General features: G+C 71.3%; 5 protein-coding genes. 3 read left to right on the top strand and 2 right to left on the bottom strand.

Going from position 1 to position 3,334, the window contains the following annotated elements:
- On the top strand, window positions 1-289 hold a 289-nt coding region (locus tag G6019_RS02545; protein WP_375539741.1), incomplete at its 5' end, for a prolyl oligopeptidase family serine peptidase.
- A gap of 67 nt (window positions 290-356) precedes the next feature.
- Here the strand turns inward: G6019_RS02545 and argJ are convergent.
- Window positions 357-1,574: a bifunctional glutamate N-acetyltransferase/amino-acid acetyltransferase ArgJ gene (gene argJ, locus G6019_RS02540; RefSeq protein ID WP_231750378.1), complete on the bottom strand. Its 1,218-nt coding sequence runs from the start codon at window positions 1,572-1,574 to the stop codon at window positions 357-359.
- Between the two features lie 296 nt (window positions 1,575-1,870).
- Between argJ and G6019_RS02535 the strand changes: the two genes are divergently transcribed.
- Together G6019_RS02535 and G6019_RS02530 are read left to right on the top strand one after the other, a co-directional pair.
- Window positions 1,871-2,011, top strand: coding sequence for a hypothetical protein (locus G6019_RS02535; protein WP_178088265.1), 141 nt, complete (start codon window positions 1,871-1,873; stop codon window positions 2,009-2,011).
- Between the two features lie 120 nt (window positions 2,012-2,131).
- Window positions 2,132-2,596, top strand: a complete 465-nt coding sequence (locus tag G6019_RS02530; RefSeq protein ID WP_182613276.1) for an SRPBCC family protein — start codon at window positions 2,132-2,134, stop codon at window positions 2,594-2,596.
- Window positions 2,597-2,630: 34 nt separating this feature from the next.
- On the opposite strand, the gene G6019_RS02525 is transcribed toward G6019_RS02530, so the two are convergent.
- On the bottom strand, window positions 2,631-3,334 hold a 704-nt coding region (locus G6019_RS02525), incomplete at its 5' end, for an NAD(P)H-dependent flavin oxidoreductase (protein ID WP_182626984.1).

Genomic DNA, 3,334 nt, shown 5'->3' with positions numbered 1-3,334 from the left:
CGGCGGCCCCTCCGGCACCCGTCTTCAGCGCTACCGGGACGCCTCGCCCGTGTCCCACCTGCCCACCGGGGTCCCGGTGGTGTGCGTCCACGGTCGTGACGACGAGGTCGTGTCCCCCGAGCAGTCCGAGACCTACGTTCGCCAGGCCCGCCGGGCGGGCGACCCCGCCCGCGTGTCCCTGGTCCCCGGTGGCCACGACCCGTGGGGCGACATCACCGGTCGGGTCTGGCACGACACCCGCGACACGATCCTCGAGATGGCGCGCCGGCAGCCCCGGACCACCGGGTGACGGACGGCCCGCGGCCTGAAGCCCGGGTATTTCGTCCGGATGGCCCGGCGCCCACCCGGTGCCCGGCTCAGGTGGTGTAGTCGGCGTTGATCGAGATGTACTCGCGGGAGAGGTCGCAGCCGTAGACCGTGCAGTCACCGTCGGCGGCGCCGCCCTCGACACCCAGGTCGACCGAGATGGTGACCTCGTCGGCCCGCATGATCTCGGTGAGCCGCTCGAGTTCTGCGTCACCGGGGAATGCGGGATAGGTCTCGAGGTCGCCGAAGACGATGCGCACCCGCTCCGGGTCGATGTCGGTGTCGTCCTGGCACTTTCCGATCGCCATGGCGACGCGGCCCCAGTTGGGGTCCGCCCCGTGGACGGCGGTCTTCACCAGGGGCGAGTTGAGGATCGTCTTGGCCACGCGCTTGGCCTGGGCGCGGTCCCGGGCGCCGGTGACCTCTACGGTGAGGAGCTTGGTGGCGCCCTCGCCGTCCCGGGCGAGCTGGAGGGTGAGGTCCAGGCAGACGGCTTCCAGGGCTCTCCGGAGCTCCACGTCGTCGACCGGACCGGCCACACCACTGGCGAGCGCGATCGCGGTGTCGGAGGTCGAGGTGTCGGTGTCGACGGACAGGCAGTTGAACGTGGCGTCCACCGCGCTCCGGAACGCGGCGTCGAGCGCACCGGGCTCCACGGCGGCGTCGGTGAAGACCACGGCGATCATCGTGGCCATGTCCGGCTCGACCATCCCGACCCCCTTGGCGATGCCCACGACCCGGGCGGTGCCGCCCGTCGTCGTCGTCATGTCCGTTGTCGCCGTCTTCGGGTGGGTGTCGGTCGTCATCATCGCGCTGGCCAGAGCGAGAGCGTCGGCGTCGAACCCGGCCTCGGCCAACGAGTCGAGATGGGCACGCAGGATCGGCATGGGGTAGCGCCGGCCGATCACCCCGGTCGAGGCGATGAGCATCTCCCCCGGCGCCGTACCCACGGCCGCGGCCGCGTGCTCGAGCACCTCGCGCGCATCGGCCATCCCCTGCTCGCCCGTGGCGACGTTGGCGTTCTTGGCCACCACCACCACGCCGCGCGCCCGGCCGCCCGCGGCGTTCTCCCGACTGAGGACCACCGAGGGGCCGGCGAATCGGGACCGGGTGAACACCGCGGACGAGGCCGGGGACGGGCCGTCGTTGACGACGACGAAGACGTCGTCCCCCTCCTCGCGGAGCCCCGCGGCCCCCGCGTGTGCGCGGAAGCCCGCGGGCAGAGGGATCGGTCCGGAGGAAGCGGTCGCGGTGCGGATGGAGTTCACGCCCCCGAGTCTAGGCCCGTCGACCCCGCGCACGGACCGCCGGTTGACGCCCTGTGCGCCGACCCGGGACTAAATGTGAGACAGCTCTCACCTGAGCACTTTCAGTCACTCACTTCCTGTTGGTATGAACGCGGCCTTACCGTCCACCGCGTGGCAAAAGCCCTTGTCAGGTGGGGTTCGGAGTCTTCTCTGGGTAACGTCGGCCGCAGTCGTCCGGATGTACCCACTGAGCGTCCGAACGACGCAGACCACGGCGGTGGAGAGCCCACCGTCGGTACGACGAAAGGATCTCAACCATGATCTCCGACTTCATCAATGGCATCGCCACCGGTTCCGCCGCCGTCAACACCGGTTCGGCTGCCGCCGACTTCGGCTCCGACCTCATCGCCCAGGTCCTCGGCTTCTTCGGCGGCTTCGTCGAGAACTTCGGCTCCTGAGTCGACGCGCCTGACGGCGCATCAGCCCGGGCCGGGTTCGGCCTGGCCCGGGCACCGCGTGTGACCGGCCCCGCCTCGAGCGGGGCCGGTTTCCGCATTTCAGGCGGTAACCTCGATTCCATGCAGCTCGATCTCTCCTGTCACGTCGCCGCCGGCCCCGACGAGGTCTGGGCCGTGCTCACCGACATCCCCTCCGCGCACCGCACCCTCAGCGGGGTCCTGGCGGTCGAGATCCTCACGCCGGGGCCCTATCAGCCCGGGCTGCGATGGCGGGAGACCCGCAGGATGTTCGGCGTGAAGTCCACCGAGGAGATGATGGTCCTCACCGCCGAGCCTCCGCACTCCACCGCGATCGTCTCCGAGAACGGAGGCACCGAGTACAAGACGGTGTTCACCGTGACCCCGGACCCGGACGGCACCGGGTCGACCCTGCGGATGCGGTTCGGTTCCCACACCGCGCACGCCCCGGCGATCTCCCGGGTCGTGATGGCTCTGATGGGCGGGCTCGCCGAACGAGCGACCCGCAAGGCCATGGAGCAGGATCTGGCGGACATCGCCGCCGAGGCGGAGCGTCGCACCGACTGAGCCGCCCCGGGGGTTCGGCCCGGTCCTCAGGCGTTCATCCCGTGAGAGTCGTGCCCCGATCCCAGAGTTCGGCGACCACCTCGGCGGCCGGCCGATCGGCGTAGGACCCGGCCGCACGCCAGCCCGAGCCGGCCCACAGTGGCGGGACCTCGACGTCACCGGTGTCGGTGGCGGCCTTGCGCACCGGCCCGGTGAGGACGTGCAGGAGAGGGTAGGCCGGCGGAGCGACCGCGTCGAACTCGGCCACGAACCCGTTGACCAGAGCACGTGCGTAGCGCCCGGTGTAGCTGCGCGTCGGCCTCGACTCCGTGAACCGGGGATCGCCTAACGCGGCGCGGTACAGGGCGTTCGTGCCCGCCTCACGGGTGCGCAGCAGGACCGTCCCCAGTTGGACTCCGTCGGCGCCCGCTCCGAGGGCTGCCGCGACGTCCTGCGGGGTGCTGATCCCACCCGCGGCGACGAAGGGGACGTCCGGCAGTTCCGACCGGACGGACCGCACGAGGTCCACTGTCGAGATGGAATCCGGCCGTTCGCCGATGGTCGTGGTCGAGCGGTGACCGCCCGCCTCCGCGGACTGCACCGAGAGCCAGTCGGCGCCCGCCTCCACCGCCCGGCGGGCGTCCTGCACGCCCGCCACGGTGACGACGACCGCGGTGCCCACCTCCTGCAGCGCCTCCACCACGTCGCGACCGGGGATCCCGAAGGTGAACGAGACCACGTCGACCGGGTCGGCGACCA

The organism is Dietzia sp. DQ12-76 (assembly GCF_014145045.1).
Taxonomy (GTDB): domain Bacteria; phylum Actinomycetota; class Actinomycetes; order Mycobacteriales; family Mycobacteriaceae; genus Dietzia.
The sequence above is the reverse complement of the archived record's forward strand: the minus strand, read 5'-3'. Positions and strand labels throughout refer to the sequence as shown.

Excerpts from the sequence above, each read along its gene's own strand:
- G6019_RS02535 (WP_178088265.1), top strand. The coding sequence starts at position 1,871 with ATGATCTCCGACTTCATCAATGGCATCGCCACCGGTTCCGCCGCCGTC.
- G6019_RS02530 (WP_182613276.1), top strand. The coding sequence starts at position 2,132 with ATGCAGCTCGATCTCTCCTGTCACGTCGCCGCCGGCCCCGACGAGGTC.